Genomic DNA, 19,538 nt, shown 5'->3' with positions numbered 1-19,538 from the left:
ACAAGCTTATATCGAGAATATACATCTTTTCTTAAAAAACTTTATTCATCATGCAATGCTTCTGCCGGGTGTACTTTCATCGCTCCATAAGCAGGATACCAGATTCCGGCAACAATCATCAGCGCCATAAGCAGCCATGTCAAGGCAAGAGCCGGCAGAAAGCGTCCGGCATCGAAAGGCATCTTGCCCACATCCACCAGTTCGGCATAACCGATGTTGAAAGCGATGACAGCCGCCGGTACGGCCGCCAACGTAAGCAGCAACACCCCTTCGTACATGAGACAGGAGAAAATCCCCCGGCGCGAACTGCCCAGCGCCATCCGCAGCGCAACCTCTTTACGGCGTTGCTGCGTACGGAACCAGAATGTGCCGATAACGCCCAAGAAGATATTCAACAGCAGGAAACCGAGCACGCAAAGCTGCGTCTTCCATTCGTTCATGTCTTCCAGCTCACAGATTTCGCGCAAATGGCTGAAAGGTGTAATGTCCAGCAGATACAGATTACCTACCTGATAAAGGCGGTCGGCATCATTCATCAGCTTTTCGGCAAAGTTCTTATCGGCATCTTCGGAAACGCGCAGGCTGACTGTGACATAACGGGGATCGCCGAAATTCCGTAACCTCTTCGCATTGAGCGGAAGGGCTGCAAAAGCCCCGCCCCACTGCGACGGAGTATGGAAATGCGACCAACGCACGGGCGTGCCCACCGCACCGATGCGACGGCGAACGTCCTTACCGTAGTTCAACAGCAAGACTTCCCGCCCCGGCAAGGACGCACTGCCTCCCAATTCCGGATGTCCTTCGGTGAGATTGGAAGATACCACCGGCTCGTCATTGCGGAATGCAGCCTCTACCTTGGCAAACTCCGCTTCCTCCGTAAAGGCATAACGGAACACGCGGAAAAAGTCCGCCTCCACCCAAAGAAGACGAACATTGACAGCCACAGAGTCAATACCCAAATCAATACCGTTACTGCCCTCATTGTACGGAAAGCAGTTTTGCGAAATGGCAACGGCCTCTACGCCGGGGCAGTGGCGCAGCCTGTCCGTAAGCCGGAGCAAGTCGTCCATATCATCATCAGCGGTCAGCTCCGGATTATAAAGAGGCGAGTCCTCTCCCAGCTTGCTTACGGTGATGTTGTAGCAGTGCTCCGTATCGAATCCCATCGGAGCGTGATAGACCCGTGCGGTGACAAGCGTCCAGTCCACAATATACCACAGCACGACAAAGACCAGCAGCAGCTCCACAAAGAGAAAAAGATTGCTGTTCCACTCGTTCTTTATTTGTTTCAATATCGTTTTCATAACCATCGTTTACCTTTGATTGATCGCATCCGTTATATTCATTCTCGAAGCCCTCCATGCCGGTATGCCTGCCGAAAGGATGTTCATCAGCAAACAGAAACCGAAAGCTGCAAGGAATGCCCAGGGCGAAAGCAGCATGCCCGGTGTCAGGGCGGTTTCCCCGCTGAGGTAGGCATTGGTGCTGTTGTTGAAAAGGAAACCGTTCAGCAGGAAGGTGGCGGCGTAACTCAGCGCAAGTCCCAACACGCCGGCAAACAATGTCAGCAACAGGTTCTCAAAGAATATCTGGCGTATCAGTTCGCCACCCGTAGCCCCGAAAGCCTTGCGCACACCTATCTCCGCCATACGTCTGCGCATACGGGAGAGCGTCATGCTGCTCAGGTTGATGGCAGGCACAAGCAACAGGATGGCGATAACGAGCATATAGCGCAGGATAATGGCTTTGGTATCGGGCGTTTCGCTCCACTTGCGGTAAAGGTTGGCAAACTGTTCATCGGGTTGCCCGCGATAGAACACTTCCGAGTCACGCAGACTGTCGTTATACTTACGGCGGAGTTGCTCCGCCTCCTCACGGATAGCCGGGAAATCGGCTGCGGAGCGCGCAAGGATAACCGCCCTCATCTGCCCCATGGTCTCCTCCCACCACGTCAGCCGGGCAATGTCTGTGGACGTATAGGGAACCCACACCTGCGCATAGGCGGAAGTGGCCAGTACGGACACATCCGTCACCACACCGGATATACGGTATTCCACATAGTTCAACTGTACCGTCTTTCCCGCAATGTCCGTTGTGCCGAACAGGCGGCGCGCCACCGCAGCGCTCAACACGGCGCATGGCACTCCGGCATCGCTGTCGGCCTTGGTAAACGCCTTGCCGCTGAGAAAGCGGAACCGGAAGATATGCCAAAAGGCGTCGTCCGTCTGCACCATGTCGGCCGTGACCTTGTTGCCTGCCGGCAGGGACACACGTACCTTTTCGGGCAAGGAAACCAACGTTACTGCCTCCGCCGTAGTGAGATTCTTAAAGCACTCGCGCCCCGTACGCACCGACATGCGGGCGTTGGATGAATCGCCGTCGCTCCCGCCCTTGTTCTTGACGGACATGGCAGACACATACAGCGAACGGCTGCGATTCACCTCAGGCTCGCAGTCCACGAGCCGCACCTGAAAAGTGATGACAAGTACCATAATCATACAGATGGCCAATGCCGTACCCAGTACGGAAACCCATGTTATGATGGGATTCTCGCGCAAGTGATATAGCGCTTGCTGAAAGTAAAGACGTATCATATTCCGTTATCTGTTTAACTTCCTAAAATCATTCATCATGCAAAGCCTCTGCCGGTTGTACCTTCATCGCCCTGCGTGCCGGAATGCCTATACCAATCGCAATCATCAATCCTATCAGCAGGAAGCTGATGGCAGCGCAAAGCAACAGGCGCTCCCACTCCAAAGTCGTACCGTTGCGCCAGGAGTTCAGTTCCATGCTTGCCAGATTATAGTCTATGAGCAAAGCAACAGGCGTGACAAGCAACAGCAAAAGCAGCCCCTCGCTTATCAGACGGGTGAAAATACTCATGTCCGATGCTCCATGCACCTTATGCAGGGCAATCTCCGAACGGCGTTGCTGGGTACGGAACCAGAAAGTGCCGAGCAGTCCCAGAAATATATTCAGCAACAGAAATCCCATACCCATTACGTAATTGCGCAGGTCATTGCTCCATGTCTGCTGGAAATTACGGCGGATGTCCTTAAAAGAACGTATTTCGGAGATAAAGATATTGCCGATGCGGAACTGTTTCTCACTGTCCGTTTTCAGGCGTTGGATGAAATCATGGTCCTGATTTTCGCGGACACGGACACAGAGTTCCAATCCCGTATCATACCAATCGAGTTTATAAAGAAAGGTATACGAATCGCGGGCCTGCTCGAAATCATTGTAACGTACATCCTTCAAGGCCGCTCCCAACCGGTAGGTTTGTATCGTATCGCCGAAAAGCCGGAAGCTCTTGCCTACGAATTCCGTCAGCGGACGGCCGTACTTCCGGTAAAGGTTGTCGGAAGCAAGGAACTCTCCCCTTTCCAACATCCCGGCAAGCTGTTCGGGCGTCTCGCCACGTGTGCCCTGATAACGGAACACACGCACAAAATCGGGAGTCACCAAACGGCGTATCGTCCAATTACCGGAGACCAGCGTATCGTACTGCACCAGATCTGTGGAGTTACTGCCATTATATGGATATGAGTTTTGCGAAAGACTCACCGCCTCTATCTCCGGACGACGGCACAGACGGTCCACAAGTTCAAGAATATCGGCATCTTCCTGCTCATCGGTCTGGTTCGGGATATAATCGGGACTCTTATCGGTAAGCTTTCCCATTTCGATAAGGTAGCAATGGCTGATGTCGAAGCCCCGCGGCTCCAGATAAGTTGCCATACGCGTATAAAGATAGTCCACCACAAACCACATCACAACACTTACAACCAGCAATTCCAACGCCAGCCACAGGTTATTGCGCCATTCATTCTTTATCTGTACCAAAAGTTTCTTAGTCATTTCTTTCCGTAATTAATAGTTAGCGACAAGCGTTTAATGCAACCGTCCTCCCAATGCGTTCACTATCCCGATGCGGGAAGCCTTCCATGCCGGGAAACCGCTGCTCATCAGATTCAGCACAAAGCAGAACAGCAACGCCCACCCAAAGGTGGAAGCATGAAGCAGAATGGAAGCATCCACTTCCGGCGGGTTCAAAGTCTGACTGAATTCCTGCGCAAAAAGCAACGTGTTGCCCACGTATGCAAAGGCCACGCTCAACAGCAAACCGACAACACCCGCCAATAAAGTCATTACCAGATTCTCCGCCACAATCTGCCCAATCAGCTCCATCCGTGTACTGCCGAAAGCACGGCGCACTCCGATTTCCGATACCCGCTGACGCAAGCGGCTCTGTGTCATGCTCGAAAGATTGATGACAGGCACTATCAGCAGAATGACGAAGATGATAATCCGCTGACGGCGCGCCGCATTCACATCCGGTTCGATATTGGCGCCGAAAGCAATGGCATTCTTTTCCTGGTCGTAAGGGCGGTTACGGTAAATCAGCTTCCAGCCGTTCTCTCCGATAAGCGTATTATACTCTGATTTACGGCGTTCCGCTTCCTGGCGTATAGCGGGGAAATCATCCCGGCTGCGCGCCAGCATCGTACAACTCATCATTCCCATGTGCCGGTCGTTCCAAGCCTCCTTATCCATTCCCGTAGAAGTATACGGGACCCATACCTGTCCGTAAGCGCAGTCGGCCAGCGTAGACACATCTTTCACGACACCGGCAACGCGGTAAGGCGCATGATTGAGAAGAAACTCGCGCCCCACGGCATCCGTCGTGCCGAAAAGGCTGCGCACCACACTCTCCGTAAGTACAGCCACCGGTTGACCTGCATCGAATGTTGCTTTACCATAAGGCTTTCCACCAATAAAGGAGAAGTCAAATACGCGCCAAAAGATGTCGTCCGTTTGTCGCAAGTCCACACTGATCGCCGGACTGCCCGGCAGAGATACAGGAGTGGATATAGGAAAAACAGTATAAATAGTAACGGCTTCCGGTGTCTTCAACAACTGGAAACATTCGCGGGCAGTCTGTGCGCTCATCGGTCCGTTACTTGTGCCGTCTCCCCAATTTGAGTTGGAGATACTCATCCACTTGACGTGCAGGAAGCGGTCACGGTTACTTTCGGGTGCAAAAGGGACAACCTTTACCTGCTGCATCATCACCACCAGCATAATGAGGAAGATGGCAAGCGCAGTACCGGCTATACTGACCGCACTAATCAGCGGTTGCTGGCGAAGTTGCGCCCATGCTTGTATGAAATATTGCTTTATCATCTCAACGGCCTATTTTTAAATTATCTGTATTTACGCCTCCTATGCCTCCTTTGGAAATATCAGCGCGTCCGGCGCTTCCGCTCAAAGTGACACTGCCCACACCACCCATTTTGGCGGACAAATAGTCGCAGGTTACATGAATATCGGCGCTGACTACTCCGCGCAAGGCAACTTTCAGCTCGTTGCACGTCAAGTCGGAGACATTCACTTCACCCACACCTTTTATCTCGAATGACACGGCATCGAGCTTCAAGGGCTTCTCACATTTGAATTCGCCTACACCGGTAAACTCCACCTCCTTCAAGTCGGGAGCCGAAATCCAGATAGTCACGCCATCCTTCTGATTGCTCCTGCGCTTGTTTTTCCCGTCCTTGAAACCTATCAGCAGACGGCCGTCCTTCACTGTGGTCTGCGTATTCTTCACGTACCTCTCCCTGCCTTCAATCCTGAAAGAATAAGTATCACTCTGTGTAAAATGAATTGTCCCCACAGAGGTTATCTCAATGGACGAGAAAGCATCCACCTTACGTACTTCACTTACTTTTGCATCTTGTGCACAAACACTTAGCATACCTGCAAAGGCCAATACCAATGCAATGATAACACCCGCTATATCAGTTCTCATATTTCTTCTTTTTTATTTTGTTTCACATTCTATTCTTCGTGCAACGCCTCTGCCGGCTGTATCTTGATAGCCTGCCGTGCCGGGAACCATATTCCAATCACCACCATCAGCGCTATCAGCAGCCATGCACCCAACGAGCCCAGCAGAAAACGCAGGAAGCTCCATTTCACCGGCCAGGTGGTAATCAGTTCCGTATGTCCCATTGTAAATTCGGCAATGCCCACGTTATAACAGACAATCATGGCGGGCAGCGTAACAAGAGTCAGCAACAGCAATCCCTCCCCCATGAGCAGGCAGAATATCTGCTTCTTCGTGCTGCCCATGGCAAGCCGCAAAGCTATTTCATTGCGGCGCCTACGGGTGCGGAACCAGAAAGTGCCTATCAGCCCCAGGAACACATTCACCAACAGGAATACCACCACAACCGTTTGCGTATTCACCTTATCCACATCGCCTTTCATCACTTCAAACTGATATTGCTGCTCCGTATAAGGCACAACGTCGGCTATGAACATATTGTCGGTGTCCAGATGCGGGGCTATCTCTTTCAGAAACTTGCTCCGGTAATCGGGAGAGTCCATGTTTTCCTTCACGCGGAAAACAATCTGCGCTCCATCATCCCGCAATTCGGTCCGTATCACATTCTCGTCAATTCTCCGGAAAGCCCACTCTGCATCTGCCCCATAGCGATAGGAACGGAAACTGCCGATCATGCCGCACTGTGTTACCACGTTCGCGGAATCTCCGTACCAGCTCAAGGGAGTATCCAAAGAGAAGCCGGGTACTCTTTCCTTATAATAGTCGGCCGCACCCTCGCTCAACATCACATAATTGCCGGATGTGACATCACCCCTCACAGGCATTGCCGCAAACGGACGTTTGGCATCTTCCTTCATGCGGAATACCCGCGTATATCCCCCGGTAGCGTTTATTATGCGCACTGCACAGCCGATGGTATCCTGCACAGCCAGCGAGTTATAGGAATTATTGCCACTCATCGGCAGGCTCCAATACGACAGGGCGGCCACTTCAACCGCAGGCTCCCTTTCGAGCTTCTGCAGGATGCCCAGGTATTTGTCCGCACTCGTCATGCTGCTGTCCCGGCTTTCACCGCCCTTAATCATTGAAAGCTGGTACACATGGTCTATGTTATAGCCCAACGGGCGATAGAACGTATACTTCAGGCATCCCAGCGAATCGCAGAGAAACCACATCACGATAAATACCAGAAACAATTCTGCAAGCACCCATCCGTTACTGCGGAGACGCGCCCGAATCATACGTAAGTTATGTACTATGAATTTCATAATCAATCTCGCTTTATTTATCGTTCAAAGAATCCACAATTGTGTGCCGTGCGGCAAGCCATGTAGGCAGGCCTGCGCTCAGCAGGTTGATGACCAGACAGAAAAGGAATGCCAGACAGAACACCGTAGGGCTGAACAGTACCGACATGCTCAGGTCGAACTCGCCGGAAGTGCCGGTGTTCTGATTATTGGTGAACAGCCACGTACGCATGCCGTACACGGCCAGATAGCTGAACACCAGCCCCACCGCTCCGCCAATCAGAGTCAGTACGAGGTTTTCATTCAAGATCTGCCTTATGAGTACGCCGCGCGTCGCTCCGAATGCCTTACGCACGCCCAGTTCGCTGATGCGCTGCTGCATACGGCTGTTGCTCAGGCCGCACAGATTGAGCGACGGCACTAAAAGAACAATGAGCAATGCCAGAGCGTACTGTATGTACAACATCCGCAAATCCGGCCCCACGTTGGCCCACACATGGTTGACATGCGCCACGATTTCATCGGGCTGTTCCATAATGTCCATCAGCGTTTCGGCCTGTACGGCATTGATGTCCTTCACCCGCTTCGCTATTCCCTGCCTGATGGCCGGAATATCTTCGGAAGAACGTGCCAGCGCCACCACCGTATGCGATTGGGCATAACTCCAGATGGAAGTGGCATCCTGCAACTTGGCGGGATACATGCGCCACACTTGCGCATAAGCATCCTTCGCAATGACCGAAACATCCTTTACCACCCCGCAGATACGCGCTTCGTTACGGTTCAGCAGCACCGTCTTGCCTACTGCATCCGTAGTGCCGAACAGTTTCCGCGCCACAGAAGCAGCCACGACAATGGCGGACACATCACCGCCCCGGTCGGAATCATCGAATCCCCGTCCTGCGACAAACTGCATCCGGAACACTTTCCAGAATCCCGGGTCGGTTTCCATAGCATCCACTTTCACCGCATTAGTGCCGTCGGGCATGGAAACCAGGGCGACCGTTGCCGGAACAAATGCCGTACAGGCCTCTACTTCGGGCAACGGCTGCACACAGTTCTTCATGAAAGCCGGCGAACAGGCTGTATAATTATTCCAGTTCTTGTTCTCCTTGCCCTGCAAATGCATCTTGCTTATGTAGAGAGAGCGGTTACGGTTCACTTCCGGCTCGATGTCGGCATATTTCATCTGCCAGGTAATCACAATCGCCATAATCATGGTAATGGCAAATGCCGTACCTAATATGAATATGGTACTCAGCAACGGGTTCTGCCGTAAAAGTATAAAAGCTTGGCGAATGGTCTGCATTTTTGAGTTATGAGTTATAAGTTATGGATTATGGGGGTTATTCTACTTGACGGCCGTCGAAGAAGCGGATTGTCCTTGAGGTCTGTCTGGCTTGCTCTTCATTGTGGGTTACCATTACGATGGTGCGCCCGTCTTCCTTGTTCAGTCGATGCAGCAGCTCCATCACTTCCGCTCCCATTTTGGAGTCCAGGTTACCGGTAGGCTCATCGGCGAGGATTATCTCCGGATTGCCGATAATGGCGCGTGCGATGGCAACACGCTGGCACTGACCGCCGGAGAGCTGTGTAGGCATGTGGCGCATGCGGTGGCTCAGGCCTACTTTCTGCAACACTTCCTCTGCCAGGCGGCGACGTTCTTTGGACGATACCTTTCTGTACAGCAAAGGCAGCTCCACGTTGTCCAGCACATTCAGCGAGTTAATCAAATGGAAAGACTGGAACACAAAGCCCAGCTTCCGGTTACGGAAAGCCGCCAGTTCCTTGTCCTTCATGCCGTCCACCTTGGTACCGGCTATTTCAATCGTGCCACCGGTAGGCGCATCTAGCAAACCCATAATATTCAGCAAAGTAGATTTACCGCAACCGGAAGGTCCCATGATACTGAGGAATTCCCCCTTGTTCACTTCGAGGTTCACATTCTCCAACGCTACGGTTTCAATCTCGTTGGTACGATAAATCTTGTTGATGCCAGTTAACTTAATCATAATGATAGGTATTTAATTGTTATTTCAGTTTCAGCTTATTCTTGTTCTTATATTGGCTCATGTCGCTCACCACCACCTCATCGCCCGGTTGCAAGCCGCCAATAACTTCCACAAACTCAAAGTTGGAATCGCCCAACTGCACTTTGCGTTTCACAATCTCCTTGTCGGAATTGCGTACAAACAGTTCGTACTCCCCGCGACCCACGTAGTAAGAGGCGTTGGCTATGCGCATCACGTCCTCTTTCACAGCGTTCATCACATATACGTCCGTCTTCAGGCCGGAGCGCAGACGGCGGTTGTTGTCCTCATTCAACTGTACGGTGAAGGAAATAACACCATTCTTGGACAACGGAGTGACGCTGCTCACCGTACCTTCCAGCTTCTCGCTGCCTATCTTGACTATCGCCTTGCCGCCGGCGGCAATACGGTCGCCGTACGTGTCGGCTATCTCGCCCTCTACCTTGAAGTGGCTCAAATCGGAGATGACGGCAATCTGCGAACCTTCCGCCACCTGCGCACCGATCTGGTTGTTTATGTAAGTGAGGATTGCCTTGCGGGGCGAGCGGACCTGCGCATCGTCCAGCGTGCGTTTCGTTTCGGCAAGCGTTTTTCTGAAGATGCTGAAGTCCAGCTCCTGTACCTGATATTCGGCATCCAGCACTTCCTTCTCGTTGGCGTACTGCTGCTTCAACTGTTCGTATTCCAGCTCCGCCACGTTATAACTCAACTCTGCCTGACGCACTTTGTCGGTAGTACCCGAACCGAGGCTGTCGAGGTATTGCTCGTTGCGCAACTCCACCTTTTTGCGGTTCAGTTGCATGGCGGAGACTTTTATCTTCATCTCCAGGTCGTTCAGCTTGGTCATATTCTCAAGCTTGAGCTGCTTCAGCTTGTAGCTGCGCATCTGCTCCTCGTCGAGTTTCTGCTTGTAGTCGGTTTCGGCGCTCTGTAAGTCCAGCTTCAGGATGGGCGTGCCTATATCCACGCTGTCGCCGCCTTTCTTATATACTTCCAGAATACGGGTGTTGATGGGCGAGTTGATAATCTCCTCAAAGGCAGGAACCACCTTGCCGGAAGCGCTTACGCTGACTTCAATCGTGCCTGTACTTACCTGGGAGAATACGATGTCCTTCTCCTTCACCCCCGTGCGCATCAATGAGATGAGCACACTGATAACGACGATACCCGCAGCGCCCATGCCGCCATAACGAATGATTTTCTTGTTACGCTCTTTGTTACGAACTTCTTTCGGAATCTCTCTATCCATATTTTCTGTCTTTATTTACCGTTTTACGTTGCTGCCGTCCTGTTGCGTAAACGGACAGCCTGCGATTCTTCGCCCTTATACTTGCCAAATCCGTGCCAAAAACATAAATCATTGAAAACAAGCGTTAAGGCAAAAAGAAGAGTGTCCGTTTTCGGACACTCTGTACATTTTCGGATAGCTGCACTGTACGAAAAGAAGAAACAGACGGAAGAGAAAGCACAATGGTACGGCGGAAGAAATATAAACGACAGGGGATAACGGGGAAAACTCCTCACCTCAGCGTCCGTTTCCCCCTTTGGTATTTGTCATGCCACGCGTTGGTACTTGTCATACCACTCTTTGGTACGGCATGTACCACACTGTGGTACTACGAATACCGCACTGTGGTACGAGAGATACCAACGGTTGGTACTCCGCGTACCAAGCCGAGGTATTTCCCGGTACATACTTTCTTATGAGCATCAAGCACTTACGATAATCTTTCCGGAACGTTATCTCAGGCGCAGTCTGTCCCCTACTTCGGGCACATATTCCGCATCCTTGCGGTTCATCTTATACAGATTCTTCAGACGGATGCCGTACTTCTGCGAAATGGAATGCATGGAATCGCCGTCTTTTACAATATAAACGGTATGAGGTTTGGCGGCTTTCTTACGCTTGTCTTTCAGATAGATGATGTCGCCTGCCTCTAAGGTGTACTCTTTATGCAGGTCGTTATACTTCACCAGTTTGCGCCAACTGATGTCGAACTCTTTGCCCAGGAACTGGAAAGTATCGCCGTCGCGGGCCACAACGTAGGCAATGTCGTTGGCAATATACACCTGATGCGGGTTGGCAAGCCAGGGTTTCTTCTTCAGTTCTTTCTCCCACTTGCGGGCCTCGCGCTTGCTCATGCCGCGGCTGTCGTACTTATACAGGTCATAGTCCTCGATAATGGTTATCAGGCGATTGGCATAGGAAGGGTCTGTGGCGTATCCCGCTTTTTTCAGGCCGCGCGCCCAGCCTTTGTAGTCGGTAATCTTCAACTTAAACAGGAAAGCATAGCGTGCGCCGCGTTTCAGGAAGAGCGAGTGGTCCTCGTAGGAGTCCTTCGGGTGGCGATAGGCGCGGAAGCACTCTCCTTTGGCATCGTCGTCGTGGTACACTCTCCGCCCGCGCCAGTCGCTATGGCACTTTATGCCGAAGTGGTTGTTGCTCTTGCGTGCCAGTGCGCTTTGTCCCGCACCGCTCTCCAGCAGGCCTTGTGCCAGTGTGATGCTGGCGGGTATCTTATGTTCCTTCATCTGCTCCACGGCAAGCGGGGCATATTGTTTGATATATTCGTTGTAACGGGAATTTCTGCGTTGTGCCTGCACAGCCACGCAAATAAGGAGAAGTGCTATGATAGCAGTCAGTCTGAATATAGGTTTCATGCTTCGGGTGTTGAATTTGACACAAAAGTCTGCAAAAGAATTGAAAAAACCAATCTCTTTCCTATCTTTGTAACATTAATTACAATAAACCATTATTCTATGAAGGACCTGAACATACAGATTGCCATCAAGATATACGAATACGAAGAGTTGAATGCCGCCGACCGCGAGCTCCTGGATGCCGCCCGGCAGGCAACTTACCGCAGTTATGCCCCCTACTCGCACTTCTCGGTAGGCGCAGCCGCCCGGTTGGCAAACAATATCATCGTTACCGGAACCAATCAGGAGAATGCAGCCTATCCGTCGGGGCTTTGCGCGGAACGCACCACTTTGTTCTATGCCAACTCCCAATATCCCGACCAGGCTGTGGAGACACTTGCCATAGCCGCCCGCAACGAACGCGGCGAGTTCCTGGAAGAACCGATTCCCCCGTGCGGCGCCTGCCGGCAGGTAATGCTCGAAACGGAAAAACGTTTCAAACGTCCCATGCGCATACTGCTGTCCGGCGAAAAAGGCATTTATGAATTGAGAAGTGTGGGCGCATTGCTGCCGCTTTCGTTCGATGCGTCTTCCATGTTATAAAACAAATACCTACCTTTGCAACCGCTAACCAACAAATACTACACCAATGAGAATATCCAAATAAAGACAGCACATTTCGGTAAACATCACTTTATATATGCTTTTCATATCAGAACGCTGAGCATCACTCAAAAAGGATATGTTTAGCCTTTACTGTGTTTGTCTGTTCCCCACAGCCTTACAAGAGTTGAAAGTGTGTCGTACAGACACCTATGTTATCTACCCTAAACACAGTAAATTTATGAGTATCATTATTAAAGACCTTAGCTATACCCATACTGATAAGGAAGTTTTGTTTTCCAACCTCAATCTGATTATCAATTCCGGAGAAAAGACCGCGCTGACAGGCAATAACGGTTGCGGAAAGTCCACCCTGATGCGTATCCTTGCGGGAGAAGCATCGCCGGGCACCGGTAGTGTGCATTGTTCCGGACATCTTTACTATGTGCCCCAGCATTTCGGACAATATGACGACCGGACGGTTGCGCAGGTATTAGGCATAGACCGCAAGCTAACTGCACTCCATGCCATTCTGAACGGTGATGCAGCGGAAGAACACTTTGCCCGGCTCGACGACGACTGGAATATCGAAGAGCGCACCCAAGCCGTTCTCCACGCCTGGCATTTGGACGGTATCTCTCTTTTACGCCCGTTAGAGGGGCTTAGCGGCGGAGAGAAAACACGCCTGTTCCTTGCCGGCATGGAACTGAAAGAACCGGACACCCTACTGCTGGACGAACCGACCAATCACCTGGATACTGCCGGGCGGAAACGTCTGTATGATTTCGTACACCGCACTTCGGCTACGGTGCTCGTTATCAGTCACGACCGTACTCTGCTAAATCTGTTACCCGCCATTTGCGAACTCTCCCGCAACGGACTGGCTTGCTACGGCGGCAATTACGACTTTTACAAAGAACAGAAGGAAGTGCACCGCAATGCCCTGCAACAGCAGTTGGAAGAAAAAGAAAAGGCCTTGCGCCTCGCCCGCAAGACCGCCCGTGAAATGGAAGAACGGAAAGCCAGACAAAACACACGAGGCGAAAAGGCTTCCATAAAGAAAGGTATTCCACGTATCCTGTTGGGCGGCCTGAAGAATCATGCCGAAAACAGCAGTAGCAAACTCAGCAATGTCCATGCCGAAAAAACGGACAAGATTCAACAGGAAATAACAAACCTGAAAGGCTCCCTGCCGCAAACAAACAAGCTGAAAACCGACTTCAATGCTTCGGCATTGCATATAGGCAAAATACTCGTCACGGCACAGAATATCAACTTTCATTATCCGGACAGCAACACAAACCTTTGGAAGGTTCCGCTCAGCTTTCAGCTACGCAGCGGCAACCGGTTCTGCATTAAAGGTGATAACGGCAGCGGCAAAACAACCCTGCTGAAACTGATTACCGGCGAACTGACACCGACCGGCGGAACGATAGAGCGTGCAGACTTTACCTATATTTATCTGGATCAGGAGTACTCCCTTATCCAAAATGAATATACCGTTTCGGAACAAGCGGAAGCCTTCAATCTGCGGCATCTGCCGGAGCATGAAACAAAGACCATCTTAAACCGTTACCTTTTCCCGCAGGACGTCTGGAACAAGCCTTGCAGCAAATTAAGCGGCGGTGAGAAAATGCGTCTTGCCTTCTGCTGTCTGATGATTGCCGATAACACTCCCGACCTGTTTATTCTGGACGAGCCCACCAATAATCTGGACATCGAAAGTATTGAAATCATCACAGCTACGATACGTAACTATCAAGGTACCGTACTTGCAGTCTCACACGACCGGGATTTTCTGAAAGAAACAGGAATTGAACAAGAAATAAGCTTTTTTCTGTAAAATCGGTAAAAACAAACGTAATCCATATACACAAACTAATTATAAACTCCTTATTTTTGCAATGATAAAACTATTATGACTATGTTACGTACTATCAGACTGACACTTGCAATTGTATTCTTTGCACTCGTCACGCTCCTGTTCCTCGATTTCACCGGAACGCTGCACGGCTGGATGGGCTGGATGGCGAAAATACAGTTCCTCCCCGCACTGCTCGCACTGAATGCAGGCGTGGTACTGCTGCTTGTTGCATTGACCCTGCTGTTCGGACGCGTCTATTGCTCCGTTATCTGCCCGCTCGGCGTATTTCAGGATGTCATTTCCCGGTTTGCAGGCAAGCGGAAGAAAAACCGTTTCCGCTATTCTCCCGCCAGGAAATGGCTGCGCTACGCAATGTTGGCAGTGTTTGCCGTGGCCCTCGTTGCGGGCGTGCGCTTTCATGCAGTCGCCTCACTGCTCGAACCGTACAGCTCTTACGGACGCATCGCTTCCAGTCTCTTCGCTCCCGTCTATCAGTGGGGCAATAACCTGCTGGCATATCTGGCGGAACGGGCGGACAGCTACGCTTTTTATGAAACGGAGGTGTGGATGAAAAGCCTGCCCACCTTCATCATTGCGACCCTTACTTTTGTCGTGCTCATCATATTGGCATGGCGAGGCGGACGTACGTACTGCAACACGATTTGTCCGGTAGGTACGGTGCTCGGTTTCCTGTCCGGGTATTCTCTTTTCAAACCGGTCATAGATACCGAGAAGTGCAACGGCTGCGGACTTTGCGCACGCAACTGCAAGGCATCGTGCATCAACTCCAAAACCCACGAAATTGATTACAGCCGTTGCGTGGCATGCATGGACTGCCTGGATAAATGTAGACAGGGAGCCATCACCTACACCCGCCGCCGTCATAAAGCGGATGCTACGAAAATATCCGCCCGGAATCAGACTCAATGTACAACAACTTCTACCGGACCGGCAGATGATACCCGGCGCGCATTTCTCTCGGCAACGGCAGTATTGGCCACTACCGCCGCTCTAAAGGCGCAAGAGAAGAAAGTAGACGGCGGACTGGCCGCCATCGAAGACAAGAAGATACCCGCACGTGCCGCCGCCATTACTCCTCCGGGGTCGTTGAGCGCACGCAACTTTGCACAACACTGTACGGCTTGCCAGCTATGCGTTGCGGTGTGTCCCAACCAGGTGCTGCGCCCCTCTTCCGACCTGACACGGCTGATGCAGCCGGAAATGTCCTACGAGCGCGGCTACTGCCGTCCCGAATGTACCAAGTGTTCGGAAGTTTGTCCGGCAGGTGCTATCCGGCCGATAACGAAAGCCGACAAATCGGCCATCCAGATAGGTCATGCCGTATGGATAAAGGAGAATTGCATCTGCATCACCGATAAGGTGGAGTGCGGCAACTGCGCTCGCCACTGCCCGGTCGGCGCCATACAAATGGTGGCTTCGGACTCCGGAAATCCGCAATCCCCCAAAATACCCGTTGTCAATACCGAACGCTGCATCGGCTGCGGCGCATGTGAGAACCTGTGTCCGGCACGCCCGTTCAGCGCAATCTATGTGGAAGGACATATCATGCACAGAACGGTGTGAGAATCAGATGACAAAACGATAAAGGAAAATCTTCGATACGTTCTGGACAACAGACAGCATCGAGAAGAATAAATACGAGTAACTATGGAAGAAAAGAATAATAAGAATAACAGCAAGATAAACCGCCGGGACTTCTTCAAGCTTGCCGGCGCAGGGACGTTTGCATCGGCAGCCGCACTGTATGGCTGCTCCGGCAAGAACAACCGTTCGGACAGCGAATCGGCCGCTTTGGGTGAAATTCCTATCGATAAGATGGTGTACCGTACCAATCCCACCACGGGCGACCGGGTATCCTTATTGGGCTACGGCTGCATGCGCTGGCCTACCCGGAAGCGGGCTGACGGAAACGGAGATGAGGTAGACCAGGAAGCGGTCAACGAACTGATTGACTATGCCATCGCCCACGGCGTGAACTATTTCGACACATCGCCCGTGTATGTGCAGGGTTGGTCGGAGAAGTCAACGGGAATAGCACTGAAACGCCATCCGCGTGAAAAGTTCCTGATAGCCACCAAACTGTCCAACTTTTCCAATTACACCCGCGAGAATTCAATTGCCATGTATCGGAAATCGTTCGAGGACCTGCAAGTGGACTACATCGATTATTATCTGTTGCACTCCGTCGGCAATGGCGGCATCAAGACATTCCGGGCACGGTACATCGACAACGGTATGATTGATTTTCTGATGGAAGAACACAAGGCCGGGCGTATCCGGAACCTGGGGTTTTCGTTTCACGGAACAACGGACGTGTTCGATGAAATACTGGCCATGCACGACCGCATACACTGGGATTTCGTGCAAATCCAACTCAACTATGCCGACTGGCGGCATGCTTCGGGCAATAATGTCAATGCCGAATATCTGTATGGCGAACTCGTTAAACGCGACATTCCCGCCATTATCATGGAACCGCTGCTGGGAGGACGGCTATCCAGACTGAACGACCACTTGGTGGCACGCCTGAAACAACATCGCCCGCAAGAGAGTGTGGCTTCCTGGGCATTCCGCTTTGCCGGGAGCTTCCCCAAGGTACTGACGGTACTGAGCGGCATGACGTATATGGAACATCTGCAGGACAATCTCCGCACCTATTCCCCCCTCGACCCTTGCACGGAAGAAGAACTGGCTCTGCTGGAAGATACGGCGCAGGTAATGCTTACCTATCCTATCATCCCGTGCAACGACTGCAAGTATTGCATGCCTTGTCCCTACGGACTGGACATTCCCGCCATTCTGCTGCATTACAACCGCTGCGTCAACGAGGGCAATATACCCAAAAGCAGCCGGGATGAGAACTATCGCGAAGCCCGCCGCGCCTTCCTCATCGGTTATGACCGCAGCGTACCGAAGCTCCGCCAGGCAAGCCATTGTACAGGATGCGACCAATGCAACCCGCACTGTCCTCAAAGCATCGATATACCCCAAAAGTTACAGGAAATAGACCGGTTTGTAGAAAATCTCAAACAAGAGAGATTATAATACAAACGGAAAAAGAAAATACGCCCTATCTTTGGCGGAGCAAATAATGAAGAAAGCGATACGAATGAAGAAAAAAAACATATTACTCCTTTCGATAGCCGGCCTTTGGACAATGGCGGGATTTGCGCAGGCTGCAAAGGACAGCGCGCGCATTGCCCGGAACCTGACTATAGATGAAGTGGTAGTAACCGGAACAAGAAACGAAACGGATATACGGCATCTGCCGATGACCATCTCCGTAGTGAACCGCAAGGTGTTGGAGCGACGTTTCCAACCATCCGTACTACCTGCACTGACAGAGCAAGTGCCCGGACTGTTCGCTACAAGCCGCGGCATCATGGGATACGGCGTGTCCACGGGAGCAGCAGGCGGAATGAACCTGCGCGGCATCGGCGGCAGCCCTACGGCTGGTTTGCTGGTGCTGATTGACGGCCATCCCCAATATATGGGATTAATGGGACATCCCATTGCCGATGCCTATCAGACCATGCTGACCGACCGGGTGGAAGTGCTTCGCGGCCCTGCCTCGGTGCTGTATGGTTCCAACGCCATGGGTGGCGTTATCAATATCGTAACCCGCAAGATGCAGGAAGACGGGGTTAAGACCCATGCGCAAATCGGCTACGGCTCCTACAACACATTGCAGACGGAAGTTTCCAACCGCATCAGGAAAGGGCGTTTCAGCAGCGTTGTCACCGGCTCTTACAACCGTACCGATGGGCATCGCGACAATATGGAGTTTGAGCAATACGGCGGCTATACCAAGCTGGGATATGACTTCAACGATTCCTGGAAACTGTGGGGCGATGTAAACATCACGCAGTTCAAGGCCTCCAATCCGGGCGAAGCCGGTAATCCGTACATAGACAATGACTCCCGCATCACGCGCGGCATGACTTCGCTCGCTCTCGAAAACCATTATGAAAAGAGCTCCGGCGCCTTGAGTTTCTTCTATAACTGGGGACGCCATAAAATCAATGACGGCTATCATCCCGGCGGTACGCCGCAGGAATCCCATTTCAACTCCAAAGACCGCATGCTGGGCGTGTCGTGGTATCAGAGCGTAACGCTTTTCGCCGGCAACCGTCTGACCACGGGTTTCGACTATCAGCACTTCGGCGGCGAATCATGGAACCGCATGGTGTCTACCGGCGAACGTGTTCCGGGTGTAGACAAGCAAATGGATGAATTTGCCGGATATGTAGACTTCCGTCAAGACCTCGGCGAATGGCTCTCTCTGGATGCGGGCATCCGTGTAGACCACCATTCGCACGTAGGCACGGAATGGATTCCGCAGGGCGGCCTTTCGTTCCACTTGCCCCGACAGATGGAAGTGAAAGCAATGGTGAGCAAGGGATTCCGTAACCCCACCATCCGTGAGATGTACATGTTTCCGCCACAGAACCCGGATTTAATGGCGGAAAGCCTGATGAGCTACGAGTTGTCTTTCTCGCAACGGGTGTTGGACGGCACTTTGTCTTACGGCATAAACCTCTACTACATTGACGGCGACAATATGATTATGACCGTTCCTACGGACGGCAAGCCCAAGAACGTAAATACCGGCAAGATTGAAAACCGGGGCATTGAAGCCAATATCGGTTACCGCATTACCCCGCACTGGCAGGCAAATGCCAATTACAGTTGGCTGCACATGGAGAATCCGGTGATTGCCGCTCCCGGACATAAACTCTATGCAGGCGTTGACTTTACGCGAGGCCGCTGGGGAGTGTCAACCGGAGTGCAATATATAAAAGACCTCTATACCAACGTAAGCAAAGGCAAGGAGAAGAAAGAAAGTTTTGTTCTCTGGAACCTGCGTGCCAATTATCGTGTATGCCGCTATGCCGATGTCTTTGTACGAGGGGAAAACCTGCTGGCGCAACGTTACGAAATAAACGACGGCTTTCCGATGCCTAAGGCAACCGTTATGGGCGGAGTGAATATCAATTTCTGACAAAATCAGGCATTACTGTTGTCAAGACCGTATTGGTTTGAAATAATAGTTATAACTTTGTGAGTATAAAACAGATTGTTTGATTAGCCGATAAAGATTATCCGACAGACCAATACAATTTACCCGATAAATGAATAAGATTATTTTATAAACAATAAGAACATGGAAACAAAAACTGTAAAACTCTATTCGCTGGATTACAGCAATGCAAGAACTTACTTAATGGCCGCATTGTTCATTGCAGGCAATATGGCACTGCCCCAGCTTTTCCACCTTATAC

Annotated in this window: 16 protein-coding genes and 1 pseudogene; 7 read left to right on the top strand and 10 right to left on the bottom strand. The window is 51.5% G+C overall.

What is annotated here, in order from left to right; all coding sequences use genetic code 11:
- Window positions 1–41: 41 nt before the first annotated feature.
- From AB5903_RS14300 to AB5903_RS14260, 9 genes are read right to left on the bottom strand one after another with little or no spacing between them, the layout of a single operon-like run.
- The gene (locus AB5903_RS14300; RefSeq protein WP_016662791.1) at window positions 42–1,304 is read right to left on the bottom strand and encodes an ABC transporter permease; all 1,263 of its coding nucleotides are present in this window, start codon (window positions 1,302–1,304) and stop codon (window positions 42–44) included.
- A 9-nt stretch (window positions 1,305–1,313) separates the two neighbouring features.
- Window positions 1,314–2,594 carry an ABC transporter permease gene (locus AB5903_RS14295; RefSeq protein WP_195658185.1) on the bottom strand — a complete coding sequence of 427 codons (1,281 nt, stop codon included), beginning with the start codon at window positions 2,592–2,594 and terminating at the stop codon, window positions 1,314–1,316.
- A 28-nt stretch (window positions 2,595–2,622) separates the two neighbouring features.
- On the bottom strand, window positions 2,623–3,861 hold the full coding sequence (locus tag AB5903_RS14290) for an FtsX-like permease family protein (protein ID WP_368117960.1): 1,239 nt from the start codon (window positions 3,859–3,861) through the stop codon (window positions 2,623–2,625).
- Window positions 3,862–3,894: 33 nt separating this feature from the next.
- Complete coding sequence (locus AB5903_RS14285) at window positions 3,895–5,187, bottom strand: ABC transporter permease (protein ID WP_368117959.1); 1,293 nt, start codon at window positions 5,185–5,187, stop codon at window positions 3,895–3,897.
- A 1-nt stretch (window position 5,188) separates the two neighbouring features.
- Window positions 5,189–5,812 carry a DUF2807 domain-containing protein gene (locus tag AB5903_RS14280; RefSeq protein WP_005653134.1) on the bottom strand — a complete coding sequence of 208 codons (624 nt, stop codon included), beginning with the start codon at window positions 5,810–5,812 and terminating at the stop codon, window positions 5,189–5,191.
- Between the two features lie 29 nt (window positions 5,813–5,841).
- Window positions 5,842–7,119: an FtsX-like permease family protein gene (locus AB5903_RS14275; protein ID WP_005653136.1), complete on the bottom strand. Its 1,278-nt coding sequence runs from the start codon at window positions 7,117–7,119 to the stop codon at window positions 5,842–5,844.
- A gap of 13 nt (window positions 7,120–7,132) precedes the next feature.
- Entirely contained in the window at window positions 7,133–8,407 is a 1,275-nt protein-coding gene (locus AB5903_RS14270) for an ABC transporter permease (RefSeq protein WP_005653138.1), read from the bottom strand.
- A gap of 37 nt (window positions 8,408–8,444) precedes the next feature.
- Window positions 8,445–9,110: an ABC transporter ATP-binding protein gene (locus AB5903_RS14265; protein ID WP_005653140.1), complete on the bottom strand. Its 666-nt coding sequence runs from the start codon at window positions 9,108–9,110 to the stop codon at window positions 8,445–8,447.
- 19 nt (window positions 9,111–9,129) lie between these two features.
- On the bottom strand, window positions 9,130–10,377 hold the full coding sequence (locus tag AB5903_RS14260; RefSeq protein ID WP_005653142.1) for an efflux RND transporter periplasmic adaptor subunit: 1,248 nt from the start codon (window positions 10,375–10,377) through the stop codon (window positions 9,130–9,132).
- Between the two features lie 111 nt (window positions 10,378–10,488).
- Here AB5903_RS14260 and AB5903_RS14255 point away from each other — a divergent pair, with 111 nt between their 5' ends.
- Entirely contained in the window at window positions 10,489–10,635 is a 147-nt protein-coding gene (locus AB5903_RS14255; protein ID WP_153881314.1) for a hypothetical protein, read from the top strand.
- A 233-nt stretch (window positions 10,636–10,868) separates the two neighbouring features.
- On the opposite strand, the gene AB5903_RS14250 is transcribed toward AB5903_RS14255, so the two are convergent.
- Window positions 10,869–11,789 carry a glucosaminidase domain-containing protein gene (locus AB5903_RS14250; RefSeq protein ID WP_005653144.1) on the bottom strand — a complete coding sequence of 307 codons (921 nt, stop codon included), beginning with the start codon at window positions 11,787–11,789 and terminating at the stop codon, window positions 10,869–10,871.
- Between the two features lie 99 nt (window positions 11,790–11,888).
- Between AB5903_RS14250 and AB5903_RS14245 the strand changes: the two genes are divergently transcribed.
- The 6 genes and pseudogenes from AB5903_RS14245 to AB5903_RS14220 form a co-directional block, all read left to right on the top strand.
- Window positions 11,889–12,371, top strand: a complete 483-nt coding sequence (locus AB5903_RS14245) for a cytidine deaminase (protein ID WP_005653146.1) — start codon at window positions 11,889–11,891, stop codon at window positions 12,369–12,371.
- A 241-nt stretch (window positions 12,372–12,612) separates the two neighbouring features.
- Window positions 12,613–14,214: an ABC-F family ATP-binding cassette domain-containing protein gene (locus AB5903_RS14240; RefSeq protein ID WP_272709785.1), complete on the top strand. Its 1,602-nt coding sequence runs from the start codon at window positions 12,613–12,615 to the stop codon at window positions 14,212–14,214.
- A gap of 81 nt (window positions 14,215–14,295) precedes the next feature.
- Complete coding sequence (locus AB5903_RS14235; RefSeq protein WP_272709799.1) at window positions 14,296–15,819, top strand: 4Fe-4S binding protein; 1,524 nt, start codon at window positions 14,296–14,298, stop codon at window positions 15,817–15,819.
- An 84-nt stretch (window positions 15,820–15,903) separates the two neighbouring features.
- Window positions 15,904–17,301, top strand: a complete 1,398-nt coding sequence (locus AB5903_RS14230; protein WP_272709784.1) for an aldo/keto reductase — start codon at window positions 15,904–15,906, stop codon at window positions 17,299–17,301.
- Between the two features lie 64 nt (window positions 17,302–17,365).
- Window positions 17,366–19,258: a TonB-dependent receptor gene (locus tag AB5903_RS14225; protein WP_272709783.1), complete on the top strand. Its 1,893-nt coding sequence runs from the start codon at window positions 17,366–17,368 to the stop codon at window positions 19,256–19,258.
- Between the two features lie 162 nt (window positions 19,259–19,420).
- Window positions 19,421–19,538 (top strand): annotated as a pseudogene (locus AB5903_RS14220) (ECF transporter S component); the annotation flags it as partial.

The sequence above is a fragment of the Bacteroides sp. 2201st1_D9_2201SCRN_220225 genome (assembly GCF_040928965.1).
Classification (GTDB): Bacteria; Bacteroidota; Bacteroidia; order Bacteroidales; family Bacteroidaceae; genus Bacteroides; species Bacteroides stercoris.
The sequence above is the reverse complement of the archived record's forward strand: the minus strand, read 5'-3'. Positions and strand labels throughout refer to the sequence as shown.

Excerpts from the sequence above, each read along its gene's own strand:
- AB5903_RS14245 (WP_005653146.1), top strand. The coding sequence starts at position 11,889 with ATGAAGGACCTGAACATACAGATTGCCATCAAGATATACGAATACGAA.
- AB5903_RS14300 (WP_016662791.1), bottom strand. The coding sequence starts at position 1,304 with ATGAAAACGATATTGAAACAAATAAAGAACGAGTGGAACAGCAATCTT.
- AB5903_RS14250 (WP_005653144.1), bottom strand. The coding sequence starts at position 11,789 with ATGAAACCTATATTCAGACTGACTGCTATCATAGCACTTCTCCTTATT.
- AB5903_RS14285 (WP_368117959.1), bottom strand. The coding sequence starts at position 5,187 with ATGATAAAGCAATATTTCATACAAGCATGGGCGCAACTTCGCCAGCAA.
- AB5903_RS14280 (WP_005653134.1), bottom strand. The coding sequence starts at position 5,812 with ATGAGAACTGATATAGCGGGTGTTATCATTGCATTGGTATTGGCCTTT.
- AB5903_RS14260 (WP_005653142.1), bottom strand. The coding sequence starts at position 10,377 with ATGGATAGAGAGATTCCGAAAGAAGTTCGTAACAAAGAGCGTAACAAG.
- AB5903_RS14240 (WP_272709785.1), top strand. The coding sequence starts at position 12,613 with ATGAGTATCATTATTAAAGACCTTAGCTATACCCATACTGATAAGGAA.
- AB5903_RS14230 (WP_272709784.1), top strand. The coding sequence starts at position 15,904 with ATGGAAGAAAAGAATAATAAGAATAACAGCAAGATAAACCGCCGGGAC.
- AB5903_RS14290 (WP_368117960.1), bottom strand. The coding sequence starts at position 3,861 with ATGACTAAGAAACTTTTGGTACAGATAAAGAATGAATGGCGCAATAAC.
- AB5903_RS14225 (WP_272709783.1), top strand. The coding sequence starts at position 17,366 with ATGAAGAAAAAAAACATATTACTCCTTTCGATAGCCGGCCTTTGGACA.
- AB5903_RS14270 (WP_005653138.1), bottom strand. The coding sequence starts at position 8,407 with ATGCAGACCATTCGCCAAGCTTTTATACTTTTACGGCAGAACCCGTTG.
- AB5903_RS14235 (WP_272709799.1), top strand. The coding sequence starts at position 14,296 with ATGTTACGTACTATCAGACTGACACTTGCAATTGTATTCTTTGCACTC.
- AB5903_RS14265 (WP_005653140.1), bottom strand. The coding sequence starts at position 9,110 with ATGATTAAGTTAACTGGCATCAACAAGATTTATCGTACCAACGAGATT.
- AB5903_RS14295 (WP_195658185.1), bottom strand. The coding sequence starts at position 2,594 with ATGATACGTCTTTACTTTCAGCAAGCGCTATATCACTTGCGCGAGAAT.
- AB5903_RS14275 (WP_005653136.1), bottom strand. The coding sequence starts at position 7,119 with ATGAAATTCATAGTACATAACTTACGTATGATTCGGGCGCGTCTCCGC.